Source organism: Cyanobacterium sp. (genome assembly GCF_054166785.1).
In genome coordinates this window covers 1-24,242 of sequence record NZ_JBSZCP010000054.1, presented here as the reverse complement: position 1 = coordinate 24,242, position 24,242 = coordinate 1, and the positions used below count along the sequence as shown (strand labels likewise).

General features: G+C 38.6%; 22 protein-coding genes and 1 pseudogene. 10 read left to right on the top strand and 13 right to left on the bottom strand.

The features are described from left to right. Positions 1–278: 278 nt before the first annotated feature. The 6 genes from ACXITR_RS11230 to ACXITR_RS11205 form a co-directional block, all read right to left on the bottom strand. Complete coding sequence (locus ACXITR_RS11230) at positions 279–899, bottom strand: cytochrome c oxidase subunit 3 (RefSeq protein WP_457997309.1); 621 nt, start codon at positions 897–899, stop codon at positions 279–281. 211 nt (positions 900–1,110) lie between these two features. Then, on the bottom strand, positions 1,111–2,766 hold the full coding sequence (ctaD, locus tag ACXITR_RS11225) for a cytochrome c oxidase subunit I (protein WP_457997308.1): 1,656 nt from the start codon (positions 2,764–2,766) through the stop codon (positions 1,111–1,113). 162 nt (positions 2,767–2,928) lie between these two features. Further along, positions 2,929–3,882 carry a cytochrome c oxidase subunit II gene (locus tag ACXITR_RS11220; RefSeq protein WP_457997307.1) on the bottom strand — a complete coding sequence of 318 codons (954 nt, stop codon included), beginning with the start codon at positions 3,880–3,882 and terminating at the stop codon, positions 2,929–2,931. Positions 3,883–4,160: 278 nt separating this feature from the next. Then, on the bottom strand, positions 4,161–6,104 hold the full coding sequence (locus tag ACXITR_RS11215; RefSeq protein ID WP_457997306.1) for an ABC transporter ATP-binding protein: 1,944 nt from the start codon (positions 6,102–6,104) through the stop codon (positions 4,161–4,163). A 52-nt stretch (positions 6,105–6,156) separates the two neighbouring features. Further along, on the bottom strand, positions 6,157–7,587 hold the full coding sequence (locus tag ACXITR_RS11210) for an FAD-binding domain-containing protein (RefSeq protein ID WP_457997305.1): 1,431 nt from the start codon (positions 7,585–7,587) through the stop codon (positions 6,157–6,159). 187 nt (positions 7,588–7,774) lie between these two features. Next, complete coding sequence (locus ACXITR_RS11205; RefSeq protein WP_457997304.1) at positions 7,775–7,942, bottom strand: hypothetical protein; 168 nt, start codon at positions 7,940–7,942, stop codon at positions 7,775–7,777. A gap of 136 nt (positions 7,943–8,078) precedes the next feature. Here ACXITR_RS11205 and ACXITR_RS11200 point away from each other — a divergent pair, with 136 nt between their 5' ends. The 6 genes from ACXITR_RS11200 to ACXITR_RS11175 all read left to right on the top strand — a co-directional run bounded on the left by ACXITR_RS11200 (position 8,079) and on the right by ACXITR_RS11175 (position 18,518). Further along, a complete protein-coding gene (locus tag ACXITR_RS11200) occupies positions 8,079–13,232 on the top strand; it encodes a hypothetical protein (RefSeq protein ID WP_457997303.1) in 5,154 nt (1,717 codons plus the stop codon). 196 nt (positions 13,233–13,428) lie between these two features. Continuing rightward, entirely contained in the window at positions 13,429–14,964 is a 1,536-nt protein-coding gene (trpE, locus tag ACXITR_RS11195) for an anthranilate synthase component I (RefSeq protein WP_457997302.1), read from the top strand. 103 nt (positions 14,965–15,067) lie between these two features. Continuing rightward, positions 15,068–16,282: an RNA polymerase sigma factor, RpoD/SigA family gene (locus ACXITR_RS11190; RefSeq protein WP_457997301.1), complete on the top strand. Its 1,215-nt coding sequence runs from the start codon at positions 15,068–15,070 to the stop codon at positions 16,280–16,282. A 71-nt stretch (positions 16,283–16,353) separates the two neighbouring features. Next, on the top strand, positions 16,354–16,782 hold the full coding sequence (locus ACXITR_RS11185) for an NUDIX domain-containing protein (protein WP_457997311.1): 429 nt from the start codon (positions 16,354–16,356) through the stop codon (positions 16,780–16,782). A gap of 122 nt (positions 16,783–16,904) precedes the next feature. Beyond that, positions 16,905–17,609: a response regulator transcription factor gene (locus tag ACXITR_RS11180; RefSeq protein WP_457997300.1), complete on the top strand. Its 705-nt coding sequence runs from the start codon at positions 16,905–16,907 to the stop codon at positions 17,607–17,609. Positions 17,610–17,783: 174 nt separating this feature from the next. Beyond that, positions 17,784–18,518, top strand: a complete 735-nt coding sequence (locus ACXITR_RS11175; protein ID WP_457997299.1) for a Tic22 family protein — start codon at positions 17,784–17,786, stop codon at positions 18,516–18,518. Between the two features lie 71 nt (positions 18,519–18,589). Here the strand turns inward: ACXITR_RS11175 and ACXITR_RS11170 are convergent, their stop codons facing one another. From ACXITR_RS11170 to ACXITR_RS11160, 3 genes are all read right to left on the bottom strand, one after another. Further along, positions 18,590–19,711 (bottom strand): 5-(carboxyamino)imidazole ribonucleotide synthase, encoded by a 1,122-nt coding sequence (locus ACXITR_RS11170; protein WP_457997310.1) that lies wholly within the window; start codon positions 19,709–19,711, stop codon positions 18,590–18,592. A gap of 85 nt (positions 19,712–19,796) precedes the next feature. Continuing rightward, positions 19,797–20,042 (bottom strand): MoaD/ThiS family protein, encoded by a 246-nt coding sequence (locus ACXITR_RS11165; protein WP_457997298.1) that lies wholly within the window; start codon positions 20,040–20,042, stop codon positions 19,797–19,799. A 37-nt stretch (positions 20,043–20,079) separates the two neighbouring features. Then, entirely contained in the window at positions 20,080–20,265 is a 186-nt protein-coding gene (locus ACXITR_RS11160; RefSeq protein WP_457997297.1) for a hypothetical protein, read from the bottom strand. A gap of 392 nt (positions 20,266–20,657) precedes the next feature. On the opposite strand from ACXITR_RS11160, the gene ACXITR_RS11155 reads away from it, so the two are divergent. Together ACXITR_RS11155 and ACXITR_RS11150 are read left to right on the top strand one after the other, a co-directional pair. After that, positions 20,658–21,098: a YbjN domain-containing protein gene (locus ACXITR_RS11155; RefSeq protein WP_457997296.1), complete on the top strand. Its 441-nt coding sequence runs from the start codon at positions 20,658–20,660 to the stop codon at positions 21,096–21,098. A gap of 96 nt (positions 21,099–21,194) precedes the next feature. Next, a complete protein-coding gene (locus ACXITR_RS11150) occupies positions 21,195–21,698 on the top strand; it encodes a tetratricopeptide repeat protein (protein ID WP_457997295.1) in 504 nt (167 codons plus the stop codon). On the opposite strand, the gene ACXITR_RS11145 is transcribed toward ACXITR_RS11150, so the two are convergent. The 3 genes from ACXITR_RS11145 to ACXITR_RS11135 form a co-directional block, all read right to left on the bottom strand. Then, positions 21,695–22,351 carry a cofactor assembly of complex C subunit B gene (locus tag ACXITR_RS11145; RefSeq protein ID WP_457997294.1) on the bottom strand — a complete coding sequence of 219 codons (657 nt, stop codon included), beginning with the start codon at positions 22,349–22,351 and terminating at the stop codon, positions 21,695–21,697. The genes ACXITR_RS11150 and ACXITR_RS11145 overlap by 4 nt on opposite strands. A 196-nt stretch (positions 22,352–22,547) precedes the next feature. After that, positions 22,548–22,910, bottom strand: a complete 363-nt coding sequence (locus ACXITR_RS11140) for a hypothetical protein (protein ID WP_457997293.1) — start codon at positions 22,908–22,910, stop codon at positions 22,548–22,550. 131 nt (positions 22,911–23,041) lie between these two features. Next, a complete protein-coding gene (locus tag ACXITR_RS11135; protein ID WP_457997292.1) occupies positions 23,042–23,485 on the bottom strand; it encodes a YlqD family protein in 444 nt (147 codons plus the stop codon). Between the two features lie 164 nt (positions 23,486–23,649). Here ACXITR_RS11135 and ACXITR_RS11130 point away from each other — a divergent pair, with 164 nt between their 5' ends. Both ACXITR_RS11130 and ACXITR_RS11125 read left to right on the top strand, forming a co-directional pair. Next, positions 23,650–23,862, top strand: coding sequence for a type II toxin-antitoxin system VapB family antitoxin (locus ACXITR_RS11130; RefSeq protein ID WP_457997291.1), 213 nt, complete (start codon positions 23,650–23,652; stop codon positions 23,860–23,862). After that, positions 23,849–24,130 carry a PIN domain-containing protein gene (locus ACXITR_RS11125; RefSeq protein ID WP_457997290.1) on the top strand — a complete coding sequence of 94 codons (282 nt, stop codon included), beginning with the start codon at positions 23,849–23,851 and terminating at the stop codon, positions 24,128–24,130. The genes ACXITR_RS11130 and ACXITR_RS11125 overlap by 14 nt, the downstream gene beginning before the upstream one ends. Before the next feature lie 30 nt (positions 24,131–24,160). Here the strand turns inward: ACXITR_RS11125 and ACXITR_RS11120 are convergent. Next, positions 24,161–24,242: pseudogene (locus ACXITR_RS11120) on the bottom strand (IS200/IS605 family transposase); the annotation flags it as partial.

Genomic DNA, 24,242 nt, shown 5'->3' with positions numbered 1-24,242 from the left:
TTTATTTATTTTTTCGACTTTGCTATCAATGCTTTAACTTACCAAGCGCGTCACCATTACATTTTCTTGGGCGATATTTGTCCCGACGAAAGAAGCTAGGGAAGTCAATCCCTTGAATACCTTACGCACATTACTGCATCTTTACTATAGCGCATTATACTAACGATCAAGAAATCTAAAGCCGTCATCAATGACAGGGTTTTAAACCCATTTTTTTTGATAAAAAAACCCCACCCGTCAAACAGTGGGGTATTTTAAATAGCCGACTAGAAAGACAACTAAGTCAACGGTAAAAGATAAACCAAACCAAAAAGGATAATCCAAACCACATCCACAAAGTGCCAATATAACTCCGCTGCTTCCACGCCAAAATGACTATCCGCCGAATAATGTCCCGCTTCGCGCGATCGCCATAAAACCGCCAAAATAAACAATAAACCAGCGGCAACGTGTAACCCATGGAAACCAGTTAACACATAGAAACAACTAGCAAAAAGACTATCCGTTAAACCAAAACCAGTGGTGGCATATTCATAACCCTGTCCAGCTAGGAAAATAAAACCCATGGCAGCGGTAATACCAAACCAGAGTTTTAAACCCTTCTCATCATTATTTTTAATGCAACTTTGCCCCTTGTGCATGACAAAACTACTAGAAATTAGAATGATACTGTTAATACCGGGTAAGAGCAACTCCAACTCAATACCCCCCGTAGGCCATTCAGGCATGGTGGCATAATAAATCATATAAGCGCTGAAAAGACCAAAAAAGATCATACTCTCAGCAATAAGAAACAAGACTAAACCAAACATCCTTAAATCTGGATGTCCATGATGTTCGCCCTCGGCTTCTTTTTCATAACCTACGGTAACTTGTGAATTTATATCTGTACTTTGCATAATTACTTATTTTCTTAGAATGTGCATAATTTTTTCTATGAGGTTTATTTTTATTAATATATCTGTCCATAAATCGGGCTAGAAGCCCGAAATACGGTGCAAAAATATTAATTTTTGGAGATGTCTAATGATAAATTACTCAAATAATTGATAAGTAGCAAGATAAAATTAAGCAAAATTTAATTATCAATTATCAACTATCAATTCTCAATTACTTCACCCCTACATCTGCCAACATATCCGAGACAGTTTCCTCTCCATAATCCGATTCATCATCGATACCGTAATCATAGGGGCCACTCCACAACACAGGCTCTTCCTCAAAGTTTTCGATAATGGGAGGAGAAGCGGTTTGCCATTCGAGGGTAAGGGCTCGCCAAGGATTACGCTCGGCTTGAGTACCTTTAAATAAACTCCATGCGACGTTAATCACAAAAGGAAGGGTAGAGATTGCCATGGTATAAGCCCCAGCGGTGCTAAGAAGATTTAAGGGTTGAAATTCGATGTCATATAAAGCGATACGACGATTCATCCCCATTAGGCCTAACTGGTGCATGGGCATAAAGGTAAGGTTTAAACCCACAAAGGTAAGGATAAAGTGTAGTTGTCCTAAACCTTCATTATAGTTTTTCCCTGTCATTTTGGGGAACCAATGGTAAAACCCAGAGAATAGGGCGAGGGCTGAACCTCCAAACAATACATAGTGGAAATGTCCCACAATAAAGTAAGTATCATGGACATGAATATCGAAGGGTACAGAAGCTACCATTACCCCTGTGATGCCGCCGATAAGGAAGGATGATAGAAAACCAATGGAGAATAGCATGGGGCTATTGAGTTCGATTTTTCCGCCCCACATGGTGGCACACCAGCTAAATACTTTAATGCCTGTGGGTACAGCGATTAACATGGTAGTTGCCATGAAAAACATCCTTAACCATCCAGGAGTACCACTGGTAAACATATGGTGAGCCCAGACGATTAACCCTAAAAAGCTGATGGCTAAACTGGAATAGGCGATCGCACGATAGCCAAAAATAGGTTTTCTGGAGTGTACAGGAATCACCTCGGAGACAATGCCAAAGAAAGGCAAAATCATGATATATACCGCAGGATGAGAGTAGAACCAGAATAGGTGTTGATACACCACAGGATCTCCACCACCAGAGGGATTAAAGAAATTTGTCCCCGCCATCAAATCAAAGGAAAGGAGAATTAACGCCCCTGCTAAAACGGGAGTAGAAAGTAAAATGAGGGCAGAAGTTGCCAACATAGCCCAACAAAATAGGGGCATACTGTGCAAATCCATATCCTTCATACGCATCTTAAGGATAGTGGTGGCGAAGTTTATGCCCCCTAAAATGGACGATGTACCCAATAATAAAAGGCTTAAAATCCAAAACTCTTCCCCCCATTTCCCCGTCATCAAACTGAGGGGAGGGTAAGAAGTCCAGCCCGATTGGGGCGCTCCCACCAAAAAGCTACTTAATAATAAAATACCCCCTGGAGGAATCATCCAAAAGGCGATCGCATTTAAGCGAGGAAAAGCCATATCATCCGTACCAATCATCAACGGAATCAGATAATTAGCAAAAGCCGCCCCCGCAGGTACAATCCATAAAAAGATCATAATCGTACCATGGAGAGTAAAAATCTGATTATACAACTCAGGGGAAACAAAATCAGGATCAGGGGTAGCCAACTCCGTGCGCACTACCTCCGCAAAAGCTCCGCCGATGAAATAAAACAAAAACGAAGTTACCAGATACTGAATGCCGATTACCTTATGGTCTGTATTAAAAGTAAAGTAATCAATTAACTTACGCTCCTTATGGTGCGTATTTTTCGAAATACTGTTTGTCGTCATAAAAAAAATATTGCTATGAAAAATTTTGAGAAACTACAAAAGATTATTAACGAGAAAGTTTAGGTATGATACTGAGGATTAAAAATGTAGAAAAATAAAAATGTTTTCACAAAAAAACAGTTAATACAGACACTACACTAAGATCATAAAACCTCATAATTGTCAATTATCAATTATCAATTGTTTCAAAACATCCTCATCAATACCTAAATGATGGGAGTGCATTTCTAAACGACTTTCATCCGTCATCGGTGCCGATAAACTTGCTATGGTATCAGCCTTTTCTTGGGCATTAGCGAAAGTATTATCCTGTACCCATTGCTCATACTCCTCCTCACTATGGACATAGAGGAAAGTTTTCATACCACCATGGTAAGGGCCACACAACTCCGCACAAATAATAGGATATTTACCCTCCCTATTGGCGGTAAAAGTCAAATTAGAATCCCTACCCGGTAAAACATCTTGTTTTAACCTAAGCTGAGGTACCCAAAAAGCATGGATAACATCCCCAGCCTTCATGTTTAACTTAACCCGCTTATTTACAGGCACATGAAGTTCCCCAGAAACAATGCCATTATCCTGCCCCGTAAAAATCCAAGCATACTGAATCCCATTAACATCCACCTCCATATCAGCATTAGCATTACCAATGCCTAAAGATAAATGTCCTTGGTGAGGATTATAGGCAACCATTTTTCCTTGATTGCTACCCTGGGCCATCTGCATTTCTTGGGGATAATCTCTGGAAGTTTCAGGATCTAAACCCCCCAAACCGTTATATACTTCAAAACTATATAATGCCAAAATAAAGACAATTACCGTAGGAATAGCAGTCCAGACAATCTCTAGGGGTACATTTCCTTCGATGCCTGGCCCATCGGTTTGATCTCCTTTTTTACGCCTAAATTTGATCATGCAATAGACAATTACCCCTTCTACAATGAGGAATAATCCCGTGCCAATGGTCATCATTAGGTTAAATAATTCGTCAACGTCTTGTGCTCCTTGAGATGCTTCTATGGGCATCAGACCATGATTTTGTCCGTACCACAAACTGATCAGGGTTAGAGCAATTCCTGCTATCAGCGTGATAATATTACCTGGAATATTCACAATTATTTATCCTAATCTTGTTCGATAATTTAATCATCTAGTTCCTAGGATAAGATAATTTTCTCGATCTGTTACGGATTTATTATGTTTGTGTGACTATTCTTTAGGTTTTTTTTAGGTTGTACACTCAATGGCAGTTATCTTGCTTGAAGGTAATTATGGAACAAAAATAGCAATCCTAAATATTTTTTGTATATAAAAGGGAGCAGTTATTATGCCCGGAAAATATAAAGTTATCCCCCAATTTTTTTTAAGAAGGAATAATTTAAATATTAGAATTAATTTAACATTTCCGATAGTTCCATCCACTTTTCAGTGGCGGTGTCTAATTCTTGGTTAATAGTGGCTAATTTTTGGGTAAGATTCTGTAAATCTTCGTAGTCTAATTCTTGACTTTTATATAATTGTTTCTCTAATTCCGCTTTTTGTTCTTCTAAATTTGGGATAATTTTAGTTTCTAATTTATCTAATTCTCTGAGTTCAAAGTTAGATGGTTTTTTGTTTGATTTTTTATTTTTAGTTTCTTTTTTGTTACTATTTTCTTGTTTTTTCTTGTTTTTTTCAACGGCTTTAATTTCCTCTAATACTTCTTTTTCTCTGGCTTCTTGTCTTCTTTTATACTCTAAATAAATGGAATAGTTACCCGGATATTGCTTTAATGTGCCGTCTTGTTGGAAAGCAAAAATTGTCTCCACGGTGCGATCTAAAAAGTAACGATCATGGGATACTACTATGACACAACCTTTAAAGGATTCGATATATTCTTCTAAAACAGCGAGGGTTTGTACGTCTAAGTCGTTGGTAGGTTCATCGAGGATTAGTACGTTAGGATTACTAATGAGCATCCTGAGCAAAAATAAGCGTCTTTTTTCTCCCCCTGATAGTTTCTCGATGGGGGCGTATTGTTGATTGGGGGTAAATAAAAATCTTTCGAGGAGTTGACCTGCACTAATTTGGCTACCGTCGGAGGTTTCGATGTAGGTGGCTACTTCTTTAATATATTCGATCGCCCTTAATTGATTTTCTTTAGCGGTAATTAAATCATCGGAATGTTGGTCAAAATAACCAATTTTAATAGTTCCCCCAATATCCACATAACCCTCATCAGGCTCGATTTTACCCATTATCATATTCATGAGGGTTGATTTTCCTACCCCATTTCCGCCGATAATACCCACCCTGTCATCGGGTTCAAATATATAGGTAAAATCATTAATTAAAGTGCGATCGCCATAACTCTTGCCAATACCGTGTAACTCAATTACCTTTTTGCCGATACGACGACTAGGGGTATCAATTTCCACCTTCCCTTGAGCCTTCCGAAACTGCTTATCCTTCATATCGGAGATGCGATCGATCCTTGCCTTTTGCTTCGTGCTACGAGCCTTAGGACCTCTTTTAAGCCACTCCAACTCCCTGCGTAATACCCCCTGGTGTTTACGCTGACTACTAGCATCAGACTCCTCCGCTAGGGCTTTTTTCTCAAGGTAATAACTATAATTTCCCGCATAACTAAAAATTTCTCCCCTATCTACCTCTAATATACGAGTAGTTACTTGATCAAGAAAATAGCGATCGTGGGTAATGAGGAAAATCGCCCCCGTAAACTGTTTTAAATACTCCTGTAACCACTCCACCGACTCCGCATCAAGATGGTTAGTAGGCTCATCCATTAATAATAAATCAGGTTCAGCCATCAACACCGAAGCTAGGGCAACCCGTTTACGATAACCCCCCGACAGACTGCCCATTTTTGCATCAAAATCCTGAATCCCCAACTTATCGAGGATAATTTTTGCCTCCGCCTCCAAATTCCAAGCATTGTGACTGTCAATTTTTTCCGTAACCCTTGCCAATTGCCCCATCAACTGCTCTTGGGTGGCTTCATCTGCCTGGGCTATGTGGTGGGATAAATCCTCATATTCCTTTATCCACTGCATTTGTTCCCCGCAATCAGCGAACACCTGTTCTAATACCGTATGGTCAGGGTTAATATCTGGTTGTTGGGGTAGATAGATAATTCTCCCCCCCGACTTTGTCACCATTTCCCCCCCGTCAGTAGGTTCAATTCCTGCCAACATTTTGAGGAGGGTTGACTTTCCAGCGCCATTCACCCCAATCAAGCCCACCTTGTCGTTATCTTCAATGCTGAAACTAGCATCCTTAATGATTTCTTTGATGCCAAAGTCTTTTTTGAGAGATTGAACAGTTAAAATGGTCATGCTTAATTATGGTGACGAAAACTAATATCTAGTTTACATCATTATTCTTCCACTACCCTTTAACCTGAGCATATAAAGCCTTGAATTTCCGTTGTTGCTCTTTGTGGTCAACTATGGGGGTTGCATATCCATAGCTTCTAGCATCCATAGGGGTTATTTTCCCTGTTACGAGGTCTTTTGTGTCCAAAAATCTAATTTCGGGCAACCATTGGCGAATATACTGGGCTTCTGGGTCGAATTTTTGAGCTTGGGAAGACGGGTTAAAAATGCGCAACGGTTTAGGATCCATTCCACTAGAGGCACTCCATTGCCACCCCCCATTATTAGCCGCCAAGTCACCATCGTAGAGTTTTTGCATGAAATATTTTTCACCCCAGCGCCAATCAATAATTAAGTCTTTGGTGAGAAAACTGGCTACAATCATACGACAGCGGTTGTGCATCCACCCTGTTTCGTTGAGTTGACGCATGGCTGCATCGACGATGGGATAACCTGTTTTGCCGTCACACCATGCCTGAAATTTTTGTTCATCATTTTCCCAAGGAAACTGTTTGAAATGCTCTCTATATGCACCTTCGGCTAATTCGGGGAAGAAATAGAGACAGTGTTGATAAAATTCTCGCCATGCCAATTCTTTACGCCATGCGGTGATATTTTCCCGTGCTTCTTCACTCTGGGTGTTTTCCCATTCTTCTACGGTTTTTTTCCAAATGGTTCTAGGGGCGATCGCACCAAACTTAAGGGCAGCACTTAGTAAAGAAGTACCATCCATAGCAGGGAAATTACGACTTTGGTCATAGTTTACCAATAAATCGGAGCAAAAATATTCTAATCTTTCTCGGGCAGATTTTTCCCCGGGTGCTAATACTAAATCCCCTTGCCAATCATATCCTAATTCTTTAGCATTGGGTAAGTCCACCGCCCCCAATTCATGAACAATTTTCTGCTCTTTTTCATCTAAACCCACAAGGGATGACGGGGCAGGAAAAGGAGTCTGTTTTTCTAATTTTTCCCAAGTACGCCAAAAAGGACTATAGACGCTATAGGGGCTATTATTGCTTTTGGTTAAAACATCCCCCGGAGGGTGCATTAATTGATCCCAAAAAACACTATAATTTATCTTCTTTTCTTTTAAAATATTGGCGATTTCTCTGTCTCTATTTCGACTATAAGGCTCCACATCTTTATTCCAAAAAATTGACTCAGCATTCAATTCTTGGGCTAGTTTAGGAATAATATTTTTAGGACTACCTTTAAAGATTAAAAATGTTCCTCCCCTTTCTTGATAGTTTCTTGTCAATTCATCTAAACAGCCCAGCATATATTTTATTCTGGCGGGGGCAATATCATCTCTGTTTAAAATATCTGGGTCTAAACAAAATAAACCAATTATTTTTTTACTTTTCTTAGTAGCTTCCCATAAAGCCACATTGTCATTTATTCGCAAGTCTTTTCTATGCCAAAATAAAATTAAACTGTTCATCTTTTTATTTATTTTTATAAAATTATTGTACCATATTTTCTCAATTTATAAGTAATGAGACTTACTATTTTATCATTGATTTAAAGAGTTTTAAAAATCTGTTTGCTTAGGCTATAAAAACCATTACTTGCAAAACAAAATTTAGTTTCTCATACCATTTTTTACAATTATAAAATACATTTTTTTATTACTTCTGCCCTTTTACCTCTTCCCTTTTGCCCCTTGCTTTTTGCCCCTTACCTGTTACCCATTGTCTTTTACCTGTTAGCTGTTGTCTTTTGCCCTTGTCAATAATCAAGAATAAATGTCCATGAATTGTGCTAAACTTAATTCTCAAACCCATAGCCGAACCCATAAACTATCAACTATTGACACTTATTTAACTATTCTTTGTTTGGGAATTTTTGCCTTTTAGTTTCGATTTTTATTTACTACAGCTTACTTTTAATACCCTCATCTACAATAAAACATAACCATCTACTATCAATATCATGAATCCTAGTAATAACTATTTATTCAGTATCGATTTTAAACTTTATCAAAAAATGAATAGTTTGCCTACGTCTCTAAAGGCAGATTTACTAGGATATTTTGAAGCGATTATTGACAATCCTTCTTTTGCTAAAGGAGTTAATCGAAAAGCGAAGGATAATTTGAATACGATTCACCGCATTAACTATAATTATCGTCTCGAATTAATTGCTATTTCGGTGGTGAAGAATGAACAAAAAATTATTAAGTTTCTCAGTATTTCCGATAAAACTAAGTTAAAACAAGCGATTGTTGTTACTCATAATTTTGCCCATCAAATTGTTGATATTGATATTAATACTGAGCAAAATAATATTACCTTGAAACCTGAGCATATAAAAATTTTTCAAGGTAAAGGTAGTGTAAAAATTAGTGAGAAGGATTTTGCCATCAAACCCAATGACTTTTATCCTCATCTGATGGTAAGTGAAGATGATAACATTAGTTTATCTCTTTTACTTTCAGAGGAACAAATAAAAATCACCCAAGCACCTTTGCCTTTACTATTGAAGGGTAATGGGAAAATGGGTAAGACTAAAAATTTATTGTTAAAGGCTTTTAATGCTAGTTTACAGGATCAGTACCAAGATTTGGTAGTAGTTAGTACCGATAGTATTAGTCAGTATCGCTTAGAAAATAGTTATCAACAGTTAACGGAAGAATTTACCCATAATCTACCTATTAATAATTACATTGATTTGGTTAGAAATACGGCTTGCAACTTAAGTTTAATTCCTGAAAATAGTTACAGGCGATCGCACTTAATCGATTACAATAAATTTAGGGAATTATTTGTTAGTGACTGGGATTTACCTGAAATTGAAATTATTTATTTGTGGGAAGAAATCCAATATATTATCAAAGGAAGTGTGAACTATTCTTTTAGTAGTAAAGGATTAATTTCAGTCTATGATTACTACGAAGAAAATAACAAGAAAACCAAAAAAGTATCGAACCTAGAAGCAGATAATATATATCGCATTGCCGAAAAATATCAAGACTGGTTAAAGGAAAATAAATATTGGGATTTAGCAGACTTAACCCAGATAACATTAAATAAATTGCCCTCCTATTTTAGGGGAGAATATGACATCGTTTTTGTGGATGATATTCATAACCTGAGTGACTTATCTTTACAGTTACTTTTGCGATTAGTAAAAGTTAATCCTCAGCAACAAAAAGCCAAAGTTGTTTTTACCTATGATGAAGCCCTCCTACACCAAAATCAACTACCTGTTAACGAAAAATTAAATAACATTTTTAACCATATTTTAGATGACTTAAATTTAGAAGGAGAAGACAACCATTTTCAAACACCATTAACCTTAACCGTTGCCCAAACAGATAACCATGAATTAATCGAGTTAGAAAAAATTATCGTTGACTTAACCAACAAAATAGAATACCAACCTAAAATTAACCATGTTATCAACACCATTGAAAACTGCCATTGGCTAGTATCCTCCCATGATACGATGATTGCTGCCCTAGAAGAATTACAACCTGATACCGTCATCATTGTACCTAGTTTAGAAGAAAAACAAACCCTTTTAAATCAAGTAGAAAACTTAGATAAAAAAACAGCCCAAATCTTAACCATTCATCAGATTAATAACTACGAATTTAATCAAATTATAGTTTGGAATTTTTTTAGCTACCTAAATCGAGTAAACCCCCCCTCATTATCTCAACTTATTCAACGATATTTATACCCCTGTCTTAACGCCGTCAAAGATAAAATTTTCTTCTATGAAAATGACTATGATATTTTTGAACACTATCCCATCCTACAAAATTATATCCATAAATCAGGGCTAAAGGCGATCGCCCCGATGCTCAATCAAAAAAATAGAGAAGAAATCGAAAAACTCGCCCATAACTATAGCCAACAAGGCGCATGGCAAATAGCCCAACAATGTTATGCAACCCTAAGTAACCATCAAAAAATAAAATATCTCGATACCCCCATCGCCCAACAACAGGGAAACTGGGATTTAGCAGGGGAATTATGGCATCAACAACAAGAATGGGATAAAGCCATATTAGCTTGGCAAGAAATTCACCCCCATCTCTGGCTAGAAAAATGGGCAAACCTAACCCTAAAAGAATGGCAAGAAAAAGCCGACTACCTCGCCCAAAAACATCAACATACCCTCGCAGGAATTTGCTACCAAAAAGCCCAAAACATCCAAGGTTATATCCGTTGTCTCCAAGAAAATAGACAATGGGAAACCATCGCCGACATTTATCAAGAAGATAACCAACCAGAGAAAGCCCAAGAAAACTATCTCCTTGCCGAAGAATACTATCTAAAGCAACAAAACCTTGCCCCCGCAGGAAGAATGTGGGAAAAATTAGCCATGTGGGAAAAAGCCGCCCAAGTTTGGGAAAAATTAGGGGCATGGGAAACCGCCGCCCAAAATTGGCTAAAAGAAAACAACCTAAGAAAAACCGCCCTATGCTACGAAAAATGTCATCAATGGCAAAAAGCAGAAAACTATTGGCGAAAATTAAACCAACCAGAAAAAATTGCCCTAAGTTGTGAAAAACAACAAAAATGGTTACAAGCAGGAGAAATTTGGCAACAATTAAAAGCATGGGAAAAAGCTGCCCATTGTTTCACCCAAGCCCAAGAAATTGAATCCGCCGCCCATTGTTATCAAAACGCCATGGAGTGGGCAAAAGCAGAAATCTGTTGGCGAGAATTAAATCAACTGCCCCAAATAGCCATCGCCTGTGAATGTCAAAACAAATGGCAAGAATCCGCCCAAATTTGGCAACAGTTAGGGGAATGGTTAAGGGCTGGATTTGCTTGGGAAATGGAAAATCAAACCCAGAAAGCTGCCCTTGCCTATGAAAAATGTCAACAATGGGAAAAAGCGGAAACCTGTTGGCGAGAATTAAATCAACTGCCCCAAATAGCCATTACCTGCGAATATCAGAATAAATGGTTAGAAGCAGGAAAGATATGGCAAAACATAGGGGAAATAGAAAAAGCTGCCCTTGCCTATGAAAAATGTCAACAATGGCAACCAGCCTTAGAATTGTGGCAACAACTCCATAATCCCCAAAAAGTAGCCTTTACCTGTTATCAGTTAGAAAAATACGAAACCTCTGCCCAAATTTGGCAAACCCTAGGGCAATGGCAACTAGCAGGGGAAGCATGGGAAAAACAAGGGGAGATAGACAAAGCAATTATTGCCTATGAAAAAGGTAACCATTGGGAAGAAATTGAACAAATTTATCGTCACCTACAAAAATGGGCAAAAGTAGCTATCGCCTGTGAAAAACAAGGGAAATGGTTAGATGCAGGAGATATTTGGCAAAAATTACAACAAATTCCCAACGCTTCCCGCTGTTATGAGTTGGCAAGAGACTGGGAAAAAGCAGAAAAAGGATGGCGACAATTAAAACAATGGGCTTGTGTGGCAGTGTGTTGTGAAAGACAGGGTAAGTGGTTAGAAGCTGCCCAGGCTTGGGAAGAAGTTAACCCCCTCATTAAATCCGCCCTTTGTTATGAGAAAGTGAAAAACTGGGAAAAAGCAGAAATATTATGGAGAAGAGAATCTAATTGGCTAAAAGTGGCAAAGGCTTGTGAAGCCCAAGAAAAATGGGCAGAAGCCGCCCAAATTTGGCAAGACTTACAAGAGTGGGAAAGGTCAGCAAAAATATGGGCTAAAATTAATCAGTTAGAATTAGCCGCGCCCTGTTATGAGAAAGCGCAGTTATGGCAAGAAGCCGAGTATTGTTGGCAACAGGTAGGAAATATTGAAAGTTTAGCCCGAATGGCAGAGTCTCAAGGGGATTGGCAAAAGGCTGCCCAAACTTGGGAAAAAGAAAATAAATGGTTTAATGCGGGTAAGGCTTGGGAAGAAGCAGGGGAAATAAAAAAAGCAGCGCTTTGTTATCAGGAGGATGGCAGTTGGCAAGAAGCAAAAATTTGTTGGCAAAAATTAAAAGATTTTCGTCAAGTAGCAATCTGTTGTGAGAAACAGAAGGCTTGGCAGGATGCTGGGGAGTTTTGGTTAAAGGTAGGTGAAATAGAAAAGGCTGGTTTAGCTTTTCAGCGGGGAGAGTTGCGGCAAGATGCCCAAGATTGTTGGTTAAGGTTACAAAATTATAGTAATGTGGCAATCTGTGGCGAGAAACAAAAGGCTTGGCAAAATGCCGGGCAGGCTTGGTTAAAGGCTGGGGAAATAGAAAAGGCTGGTTTCGCTTTTCAACAGGGGGAGTTTTGGGAAAACGCCCAAGATTGTTGGCAAAAGTTGAAGAATTATAATAAGGTGGCCATTTGTCAGCAAAAGCTAGATAGGTGGGCGCAAGCGGCGAAAACTTGGGAGTCGTTGCAAAGTTGGCAAAATGCTGGTAAGGCTTGGTTACAGGCAGGAGAGATGGAAAAATCGGCGATGTGCTATGAAAATGGTGGTTTTTGGGAAAGGGCGGAAAGTCTTTGGGAAAGGTTGGAAAATTGGCGAAAATTAGCATATACCTGCGAGAAACAACAAAAATGGCAAAAAGTAGGTTATGCCTATGAACAAGCCCAAGAATGGATGAAAGCGGGGCAAATATACGAACAAATTTCGGCATATGCAGAGGCTAAAAAATGTTGGAAAGAGCTAAAGGACTGGCAAAGGGTTGCCTATACTTGTGAGCAACAGTCGAAATGGATGGAGGCTGGAGAGGCATGGAGTTTGGCTCAAAATTGGTCGTCTTCTGCACAGGCTTATGAGAAGGGAAGCCATTGGTTACGAGCTTTCGAGGCTTGGGAAAAGGATGGTAATTTAGAAAAAGGTGCGATCGCCCTTGAACAAGGACAAATGTATTATCAAGCAGCCCAAACATGGTTAAAAACCGATGTGGAAGAGAAAGAGGAAAAAGCAGGATTAAATTATGAGTTAGCCCAAAAGTGGGAGTTAGCGGAGGAATGTTGGCGAAAAATATCCCGTTGGGATAAAATCGCTTTCTGTTGTGAAAAACAAGGGGGTGATAAGTTGGATTTCGCCATTGAAGCATGGTTAAATGCAGGAAATAAACTCAAGGCTGCTAATCTACTGCGTCGCACGGGCAGGTGGAAACAGGCTGCCACCGTTTTGGCTGGGATTAGCAATAAATAGTAGGTAAAAGACAAAATAAGCAACACCACACAAGATTATTTTGATGGTTGTAATTTTGAGAGGGGGTTGACTACTCCTCTGTCTATATTTCATTTTCCCTACTAATTATTTATCATCTCTTACCTTGTGGTTTTTGCCTATCTTTTTTATGGTAGAATTTGGGATTGTATATTTCTCACACGCTATTAGGTAATAGATGATTTACCCTGATTTCAATGAATTTTGCTCATTAACCAGCCAAGGAAATTTTATTCCTGTATATCAAGAATTAGTGGCGGATTTAGAAACCCCTGTTTCCGCTTGGTATAAGGTGTGTGCGGATCAACCCTACAATTTTTTATTGGAATCGGTAGAAGGTGGAGAAAATTTAGGACGCTATAGTTTTTTGGGTTGTGATCCCGTTTGGATACTCGAAGCTAGGGGACATCATACCACCAAAACCCATCGGCAAGGTAAGGTAGAAGTTTTTACAGGTAATCCTTTCGATATTCTTGCTAGTTGCCTCGAATCTATTAAGCCAGTGCATTTACCCCAACTTCCCCCCGATATTGGCGGTTTGTTTGGCTATTGGGGTTATGAGTTGATTTCTTGGATTGAGCCAAAGGTTAAGGTATATCCTCCCAAGGAAGGGGATTTACCCGATGGTATTTGGATGCAGGTGGACAATCTTTTGATTTTTGATCAGGTTAAGCGTAAAATATGGGCGATCGCCTATGCAGACTTAAGACAAAAACACCTTACCCTAGAAGAAATCTACGAACAGGCTTGCGCTAAATTAAATAAATTGGTATTCAAATTACAGTTACCCCTTCCCACCACGGCAAAACCCCTAGAGTTTAATCCCCACAAACCTTCTAATGTCACAGGGAATAACGAAAATTATCAAAGTAATACGACCAAAGAACAATTTAGCTCCAGTGTCAAAAAAGCACAGGAATATATTAAGGCAGGGGATATTTTTCAAGTAGTTATTTCTCAGAGACTACAAACCCACTATGACGGAGATCCCTTTGAGTTGTATCGCTCTTTGCGGTTAATTAACCCCTCCCCCTACATGGCTTTTTATAATTTTGATGGATGGCAATTAATCGGCTCATCCCCCGAAGTGATGGTAAAAGCCGAAAAAGATGGACTAGGTAAAACCATTGCTACCCTACGCCCCATTGCAGGGACTCGCCCTCGGGGTAAAACGGTTCAAGAAGATCAAGCTCTTGCCCAAGACTTACTGAAAGATCCTAAAGAAATAGCAGAACATGTTATGTTGGTGGATCTAGGACGGAATGATCTGGGTAGGGTATGTAATAAAGGCACTGTTACCGTTGATGAATTAATGGTAATCGAGCGTTATTCCCATGTAATGCACATTGTTAGTAATGTTACAGGGGAGTTGGAAGAAAAATATACTCCTTGGGATTTACTCAAAGCCGCTTTCCCCGCAGGTACCGTCAGTGGTGCCCCTAAAATCCGAGCCATGGAAATTATCAATGAGTTAGAGCCTGAAAGAAGGGGGCCTTATTCTGGGGTGTATGGATATTATGATTTTGAAGGTCAGCTAAATACCGCCATCACCATTCGTACGATGATTGTGGAAAAAGGAGAAGGAGCGGAAAACCACCGTGTATATCTTCAAGCAGGGGCTGGATTGGTGGCAGATTCTGACCCAGAGAAGGAATATCAGGAAACCATTAATAAGGCGAAGGGTTTGTTGGAGGCCATTAGAAGTTTGAGTTAATAAAAATAAGTTAAAGTTTTTTTACGGAAAATGTAGCGAAAAAATTTTTTTGGTGTATATTGAGAGAAATCGAATAAGTCACATTAGGAAAAGAACAGCGATTATGTCAAAGTTTTATTTTCACCGAGAAAATGTTCAAGCCTCGTCTTCTCATGGGTTATCCTCTGTTTCGTCGTCTTCTTCAGCAAAACTTCCTACGGTGACTTTTTCGGAAAAAAATCAGTCCGTCCACCATCCTCCAAATTCAAGAGATTCTGTCAGGCTCTATTTACGGGATATTGGGCGGATTCCACTTTTAACCAAAGAGCAAGAAATCGATTTAGCCAGAAAAGTTCGCTCCTCCAAAAAACTCCTTGATTTACGAGACAAACACAAAGGGGAGGAAAAAATTAAAGACTATATCAATGCTTTGGAGTTTTATGAGTCTTTATCAAAACAATTGTCACGGTTTCCGAGTCTGGATGAATGGAGTGCAGAGCTTAATTTAACATCGCTTCAGTTAGAGCAAGTTTTGCAGGGTGGTATGGAAAGATGGGCGGAGTTAGCTAAGTTAGAAGTGCCTGAGTTAGAGGAAATATTGTCCACGGGCAAGGGTGCTAAACAACACATGATTAATGCAAATTTGCGTTTAGTGGTTTCCATTGCCAAGAAGTATCAAAATCGAGGTTTAGATTTACTAGATTTAATCCAAGAGGGTACTCTGGGTTTAGAGAAAGCGGTGGAAAAGTTTGACTATCGCAAGGGTTATCATTTTAGTACCTATGCCTATTGGTGGATTCGTCAAGGGATGACCAGGGCGATCGCCACCCAGAGCCGTTCTATCCGTATTCCCATCCACATCACCGAAAAATTGAACTTATTGAAAAAAACCCAAAGGCAACTATCCCAAGCCCTTGGTAGAACTCCGAAAGCGGAAGAATTAGCCGAAAAAATGGAGATGAGTGCCTTTGAACTACGAAGTTTTCTCAACCAGATTCCCCGTTCTATTTCCCTTGAAACCAAGGTAGGGGAAGACTATAACACCGAGTTAGTAGAATTAATTGAAACGGATTCGGCTACCCCCGAAGAAAATTTGATGTTAATTTCCATGCGTCAAGATGTCAATACTTTATTAAGTAGTCTGAGTGAAAGGGAAGCCAAAATTTTACGTCTGCGTTATGGTTTTGAAGATGGAAAAACTTACTCCCTCAGTGATACCGCTGAAATGATGCAACTCTCACGGGAAAGGGTAAGACAAATTCAGGCTAAGGCTATCCAAAAATTGCGACAGCCCAACACCCGTCAACAGTTACATGATTATTTAGAAATTATTAGTTAAATCCCATTGTGCTAGATGTAGATACGGTTATTTATAAAAATCCTGCTCCCACGGTGGATATTATCATTGAAATGGTTGACAGGATTTCCATGGCCCCTGAGTCTGCCCCACGGTTTGAAAACAAGCCCTTTGCTCCCATTGTCTTGATTGAGCGTAAATTTGAGCCTTTGGGGTGGGCTATTCCCGGGGGGTTTGTGGATTATGGGGAGTCGGTGGAAAAGAGTGCTGTGAGGGAAGCCCTGGAGGAAGTCAGTTTGAGGGTTGATTTAATCGAGCAATTCTATGTTTATTCTGATCCCCAGAGGGATAAACGTAAACATACCATTAGTATTGTATTTATTGCCCGTGCTAAGGGGGAGCCAAAGGCCGATGATGATGCTTTAAATGCAGGGATTTTTCCCCTTTGGGAGATGCCTCAAAATCTTTGTTTTGACCACGATCGCATCTTAGCTGATTATATTAATTATAAATTAACGGGCGATCGCCCCAAATTATCATAACTTAATAAATAAAAAATGTTCACCTTTCGTAATATTGCTTATAATCGGTTACATAAGATAACAATTTAGAATTTCTTAATAAAACGATTTTTAGCTAAAAATAACAAAAGGTTTGATATAGAATGTCTCGAATATTGGTCATTGATGATGATCCAGCGATCTCAGAATTAGTAGCCATTAACCTAGAAATGGCAGGGTATGATATATCCCAAGCAGAAGATGGTATAAAAGGTCAAGCCCTAGCCCTTCAAATACAACCAGATCTAATTATGTTAGATTTGATGTTACCCAAAGTAGATGGTTTTACCGTTTGTCAAAGGTTGAGAAGGGATGAGCGCACCGCAAATATCCCCGTACTAATGTTGACGGCGTTGGCTCAAACAAAAAATAAGGTAGAAGGTTTTAACGCAGGGGCTGATGACTACCTCACCAAACCCTTTGAAGTGGAGGAAATGTTGGCAAGGGTTAAGGCTTTATTGCGCAGGAGCGATCGCACCCCCCAGAGTGCCAAACATAGTGAGATACTTAACTATGGGCCTTTAACCATCGTACCCGAAAGATTTGAAGTAATTTGGTTTGACAAAACCATAAAACTAACTCACCTTGAATTTGAACTACTTCACTGTCTATTACAAAGACATGGTCAAACGGTTTCCCCCAGTGATATTCTCAAGGAAGTATGGGGCTATGATCCCAATGATGACATTGAAACTATCAGGGTTCATGTGCGCCATCTCAGGACAAAACTAGAACCAGATCCCCGTCGCCCCCGTTATATTAAAACAGTATATGGTGCTGGATACTGCCTCGAACTACCCACCGAATAATAATTAGGTATTAGGTAATGGTTGATATAAACCCTTGCCTTCTCCCTCCACTCTCAAATAATTGTTGTTTTCTATTCATATAGGTAGAATGAGATGGATAACTTTTTGGTTAGATGAAACTATATATTAAGCTATTCGTCAAAACCCATAGTTAAATTTTTATTGAGAGGGATTATGTTAAACAAAAAATCTTTTATAAACACTATTCGTAACGCAAGTATAGTAGGTGCCACCGTGGTGAGTTGTTGGTTAGCCCCCATGGGTAAACTACTCGCCCTTCCCCAAGAAGTAATAGTTGAGAAATTACAATCAATCCCCGTTTTTACTATTGCCGATAATCAAGGGGCGCCGTTAGTCGCCACCAATGGAGAAAATGATAATCAAAGAGTAGCTGGAGTTTTTATCAGTAAAACCGACGCAAATAATTTTGTAGAGCAGTTAAAACAAAATAACCCCGAATTAGGTGGACAAGTGCAGGTTATTCCCGTATCTTTAGGGGAAGTTTACGAAATGTCAGAGGCTAACGCAGAGCAACCCGATGGCATCAGATTTGCCTATGTACCTCGTCAGGCAGATGTAGAACAAGCTAGACAGTTAAATGCTGGTTACCGTGGCGGTGTTCCCCTATTTGTGGCTACGGCGGGGAATGATCAAGGTTATCTAACCGTTAGACAAGGGGATCAAGAATTTATTCCTTTCTTTTTTGAAGAGTCCCAAGTAAGGGATTTAGTAGAAGGCTTTAAACAGTCTCAACCGGAGTTAGCTAATTCTGTACAAATAGAAGTAGTTGTCCTTGAGGGCGTAATTTCAGCCCTTGAGCAGGGAGATGATGAGTTATTAGAAAGAATTATGCTTTGGCCTTCCCAGGAGTCTATCCGCTTTATCCAACAAAATTCTCCTCAGCAGTAAAATAGTTGAATTTTGGTAATTTTCAAAATGGTGGGTCTTACCTCCCCACCTTGCCGGGGAGAAACATCTCCTCAGCCGTACCAGATAGCTTCTATTTGCTGGGCGATCGCCCTTGAATGGGGAATGGTATCATGGTTGGTTAGGACGGTGACATGACCCATTTTACGACCATGGCGGGATTCAGCTTTTTCGTACCAATGAACAAAAGCGTCTTTTAGTTGGGCAATTTGATCTAATTTTTTTTGATAGTTGGGGTTAGGATGATCTAAGCCGAGTAAATTAACCATGATTGCCCCCTGTTGACGAAAACTTAAATCTCCCATGGGTTTTCCCGTCACCGCTTGAAGTTGTAGGGCAAATTGAGAAGTTATACAACCATCAAGGGTATAGTGTCCAGAGTTGTGGGTGCGGGGGGCGGTTTCGTTGACCAAAATTCGACCATCTTGGGTTAAAAATAGTTCAATGCCCATTACTCCTACATAGTCTAGGGCTGTGAGTAGTGTACGGGCGATCGCCTTTACTTCTTCCCTCTGAGCTGTGGTAACATTGGCAGGGGCAATAGTCCAACGACAAACCTGATGTTTTTGATAGGTTTCCACCACGGGATAATCACACACAACACCATCCACCCCACGGGCGACAATTACCGCTAATTCACGGTCAAAAGGAATAAACTCCTCCATTAAAAAAGGTACATTCCCCAAAACTTTTAACGCCGAATCTAACTCATCGGGGGATTTCACAATAATAGTACCCTGTCCATCGTAACCGTGACGACGCACCTTTAGCACCACGGGAAAACCAAAACTTTCCAAGTCTTCCTTTTTCTTAAAATTTTTAAATCGAGGCACAGGCAAACCAAGATTTTCTAAAAAACATCTTTGCTCATACTTGTCCAATAAAGGAGCTAAACTACGGAGGGAGGGACGAAAACAAACTCCTTTTTCTGCCAAAATTTGTAATCCTTCAAGGTCAACAAATTCATTTTCAAAGGTGATTACGTCACATTTTTGAGCTAATTTTTGAGTACCTTCCACCGAATCCACGGGCGCCAATATCACCTCATCGGCTAAACTTACCGCCGAATCATCTTCCTTGGGAGTTTGCACCGATACAATAATTTCTTGGGCAGGGGCTTCTTTTGCCATCATCCATGCTAGTTGCCCTCCGCCGATAACACCTACTCTTGTCATCTTCTCTTTTTCTTCCTTATTTTTTCCCTCACCTATCTTAATAGATTGGGGTAAATAATTCATCGCTGGGGGAATGGCTTCGGATTTAGCCTCCACTCACGGGGGGAATAAAAGCTAATTCGTCACCATCTTGAAGGATATAATCGGGGGAAACAAATTGGAGATTGACGGCGAAGCGGGTAATTTCTACCCATGGTTGCAATGCTGATTTTTCAGTAATCATTTGTTGCAAAATATCCCTAACCGCTGATTTTTCGCACACGTCTAGGGTTAGTTCCGATTGTTGATATACTTCTTGGTAGATGGCGAACAGTTTTATTTTAACTCTCATAAAATGTTTTTTGGCTTTTGCACCTCCATATTTCATTTTAACGAGTTAGGGTCATGATGTTTCTATTTTGTAGGGAGGTATTGGGTATTTCTTCTGAAAAGTTCGTAATTAATAGTAATGGTACGATAAGGGTTGTAAGGGCGATCGTAGTTCCAAAAATATTTGCTGTTATTTGTCTAGGGTTACTTTCTTCATTGTTTCTAGACCTACCACTGGCTTCCATAGATTTATATTATTGAATCTTGATTGAAATAAATTATTATTAATATACCTCCCATTGTAACAGTTATTTTTGACTCTGTTTGTGTTTAAAATGACTTTTTACATTTTTTTTATTTTTTTATGCTTTTTTTAAATATTAATGAATTATGTGGTTATATTTATTAATCCATTACTCTCCATCGTATAACAAATAGTAATGGGAACATAGAAATAATGAATAAAATAAATGTAGGGTTTGTCCTCTATTTTTTACCTTTAAATTAGTTTATTTAGGATACTTTAATTAGATATTTAACAGGTTCATTGTTTAATCAACCTCAATTTAGTTTAATATTTGAGTGGTGCTGACTAAGCCCTTAAAAGTAGAGTAAAGTTAATGGGAGAAAATCTACGATGGAAGACAATTTGATTATGGATGGCTATAAAGTTAATCATAAAGATGAAATTGAAACAGTAATCTACAGCCTAGAAGAGAATGACAGCGCCATGGTGCTGAAAAATGATGAGGGTTTTCTATGGAAATTTCAATATGGCAGTGTGGAGGTTTTTGTACAACTGACGGGGGAAAGTGATGATGATTTATTGACGGTTTGGTCCGTAGTTTTACCTTTACCTGCTAAAAATGAACCTGAGTTGATGAGGAGATTATTGGAAACTAATTGGAGCGGTACTTTTGAAACTTGTTTTAGTATTTTTAATAATCAAATAGTGGTTTGCGCCCAGCGCACCATTGCCGATCTTTATCCTAGTGAAATTTCCCGTATAATTACTTTGGTTGCTAGTATTGCTGATGAGAATGATGATTCTTTGAGAGAAGAATTTGGTAATAATTGATCCTCCAATCCATCAGTCAAAAGTATATAATCAACTATGCACTCTCAATTTTTATAGTTGGGGTGGGTAGTTTAGTTTTTCAACCAGTCAACTATTGTGAACTCTTTTGCACAGGAAGAATTTACCAAGAGATATAGTCAAGGAAAGTCTGCTTTTGAGTGTGGACAATATCGCCAGAGTGTTAAATATTTAGAGGATGCTTGTAAGTTGGTATCCCTTAATAGTCGTTTAGGGGGAGAGGTGCAAATGTGGCTTGTTAATGCTTATCAGGCCGTGGGTGATGGTAAAAGTGCGATCGCCCTTTGTCAAAATTTATGCACTCATCCCCATGTAGATACGAAAATTCAAGCACAACGGTTACTCTACATTCTCCAAGCCCCTGAGTTGCAACGCCCCAAGGAATGGATGACGGAAATTCCTGACCTCAATGCTAAGTCTAGTTTACCTATTAATCGCCGAGCCAGTAGCCCTCGCAAAATTGAGCCAAAAAGACAAATAGAGTTAGTGGATTTAAGTACCGTTAACACCAAGGATAATCAATTTTTATGGGTTAGTTTAATTATATCCCTAGGGGCGATCGCCTCTTTATGGATACTTTAACCATATTCATTTTTGAGACTCAAGGCAATTTTGGCACCAATACCATTAATCCAGTTTTCATTTTGCTTAGTATAACTACGAGGAATATTAGTAGCCACCATCATTACCCCACAATCATTTAAAGGTAAACAAATTAAACCCTGTATATTTTCAGGGAAATAATTAAACTCCACTTTACCCGGATAATGTTTTAAATCCACAAGATAAACAGGTTTTTGAGTTTTGATCACCCTTTCCACAATCTGCCCAATTTCTACCTCCTTTTGAACTCCTAAAATTCCTCGTCTTAAAAGAGTTTTTTCTTGATAGTAAACAAGTATAGATTTAGTAACCGTATTACTAAGAATTAAATGACTAGCCCATGCTAATTCAGTTTTAATATTTTCAGATAAATCATCCCTCAATTCGAAGCCTTCCTCCCCCTCTAAAACAACACTTTGAGGAGGTTCGGATTGAATTTGTCTAGCTAAAATACTGGTCAATAATAACATCGCACATAGAATAATACCCAGAGCATCAGAACGAGCTTGAGAGTCTAATAAAGTAGGAGTTACTAATCGATTGATCATTAGTAAAGTGCCTCCTAAAATACCAGCAATTAAGGGTAAATTTTTTAAAAGAGTATTTTCAGAAGATTTATTTTTTTCTGGCATTATTTTTTACTAAAAACGTCCATAGTTACATTGTTACAAAACGAAACCATAACTAAGACTAATTTAATCTTTTTATCAAAGTCTGTTCAAGGTTAAGGGGTTTAGTTCTAAATCCGTAAAAAAAGTATACTAATAAAACGAACAATGGGCTTAAGCCCATTGCCAATAAATAAAAGTACAATATGTTGAAATAATTTTAATTATCAGAGGATTTACTATTGAGCTTATTTAACTCTTCCCGAAGATTAATGACTTCTTGGGTTAAACTTCTTAAATCTTCCTTAGAAGGATTTGAACCACCAGACTGACTACTGTTAGAAGCCGTGGAAGGGTTATTTTTTTGATTGAAAAAATCCTCAATCATTTTTTTCGCCTCCTCCTCCGTTAAAGCCCCTTTTTGAGCCCATATTTCCGATCTAGCTTGTAAATCTCTACTTAGTTCAGTAATTTTTTGGTTAAATCTCTCCCTATCTTGGATTGTCTCCACCGCTGATGCCGTCGCACCGATGGCGATTCTTAAACCTTGTTGAATAGGATTTGAAGAATTATTGCTAGTCATATTAATTATGCTTATAAATTTAGCTTTACTTGATCAATAATTGAATTATAGCAATAGTATTTTTTCCCCGTTACAAACAATAGTTGTTTTGGTGGGCGGTGTATCGCCCTACCGCAAGAAGAAAAAATGAATTAGACTTTACCTCTAATTTCCTCAATCACTCCATCTCTGAGGACAACTTCTACATTAAGTTTTTCCACAAGATTATCTCCTTCTTTGACTTCAAAAAAGCTCTCCATTTGAGCCTGTACAACCTCTTGCCCTAGTTCTAATAATTGAACCTGTTGCATTTGCTGTAACATTTGATTTTTATTTTGTAGAAGCTCATTTTTTTTCTGATTAACCTGTTGATTAATATTTTCAATTTGTTGGGCTGCTTGAATACTACCTTGTTTTTGGATTTCGGCGATCGCCCTTTGTCCCTGTTGTTCAAGCTGAGCAAGTTGAGAGTCAATCTGATTAACCTGATTTTGTAACTGTTTTTGAGCCTCATCCTGCCATGCAGGGGTAACAATTACCTTTACATTAACAGGACGCTTGAGAACTAAACCAGAGGTATTTAAATTTAACTGCATAAAATTATATTAACGATGAATTCCATTAAAACATTGCGTTTATCATATCCTGATACCCCCTTGTTACCAAAATAGTTTTAATTTTTTTTTCCATTTCAGTAAGGATAATATTTTTTAAGTGGCTTTTATATATAATGATATACATGACATACATTACAAATACGATGAAAACCAATATAGACTTAGATGAAGACCTAATAAAACAAGGATTTGCCATGACAGGGTTGAGAACAAAAAAAGAATTAGTAAACTTTGCCCTAGCAGAATTGGTCAAAAGACAAACTCCCAAAGACCTTTTAGAATTAGCAGGAGAAATAGAATTTATAGATGGTCTTAGCACCGATAAACTAAGAACAAATCGCTATGTTATTGATTGATACATCCATTTGGATTGAAGTGCTAAGGGATAAATCAAAAGTCAAAGCCGAAAGACTAAAAAAGATTATTGCCCATAGAAATTATTACTTATCAGTTTTTACAAAAATGGAACTTCTGCAAGGGTGTAAAAACGAGGTTGAATGGGAAAAAATAAACACTTACTTGGCTGTTCAAAAATATCTTATACCCGATTACCATTCCATCTGGGAAAATTCTGCTAGGCTATACTTTGAACGTCCGTTGCGACAGTCCCCAATCTCAGCATAGCGGATTGGGGAAGGATAGCAACACCCAATTTTATTTCCCTCCTTCCTGATTCTTTATGTACTGTTTGAGCTTTTCGATAGTAACTCCCCCTGTACTGGAAACATAGTAAGAG